At 52.9% G+C, this 560-nt stretch carries 1 protein-coding gene; it reads right to left on the bottom strand.

Annotated elements, in window-relative coordinates; genetic code table 11:
- A partial coding sequence (locus tag ACOI06_RS14575) for a GTP-binding protein (RefSeq protein ID WP_420663315.1) occupies positions 1–560 on the bottom strand: 560 nt, incomplete at both ends.

Raw genomic sequence — 560 nt, 5'->3', positions numbered from 1 at the left:
ACGTCTTCAACAGGCATCAAGAATGCACCGTCAATTGCACGCTCAGGTGTGGGGATGTAGGAGTCCAGGGCTGCAGCCAATTCCAAAATCGCTGCCTCACCGATTGGACTTGTGTCGCCTTCCAGTGCTTTCAGAGCCGAACCCTTAATGATCGGTGTGTCGTCACCTGGGAAGTCGTAGTTGGACAGAAGCTCACGAACTTCCATTTCAACCAACTCAACCAGCTCTTCATCGTCAACCATGTCGGCTTTGTTCAAAAACACGACGATGTAAGGAACACCCACCTGACGTGACAGCAAGATGTGCTCACGTGTTTGGGGCATTGGACCGTCAGCGGCCGAACAAACCAGAATCGCACCGTCCATCTGGGCGGCACCCGTAATCATGTTCTTCACATAGTCAGCGTGACCTGGGCAGTCAACGTGCGCGTAGTGACGATTCTCTGTCTCGTACTCAACGTGTGAAGTACTGATCGTAATACCACGTGCGCGCTCTTCAGGCGCAGCATCGATCGTTGCGTAGTCTTTGGCGTCACCACCAAACTTACGTGCCAGAACTGT

Source organism: Orrella sp. 11846 (assembly GCF_048820935.1).
In the GTDB taxonomy this organism is placed as follows: domain Bacteria; phylum Pseudomonadota; class Gammaproteobacteria; order Burkholderiales; family Burkholderiaceae_B; genus Algicoccus.
The sequence above is the reverse complement of the archived record's forward strand: the minus strand, read 5'-3'. Positions and strand labels throughout refer to the sequence as shown.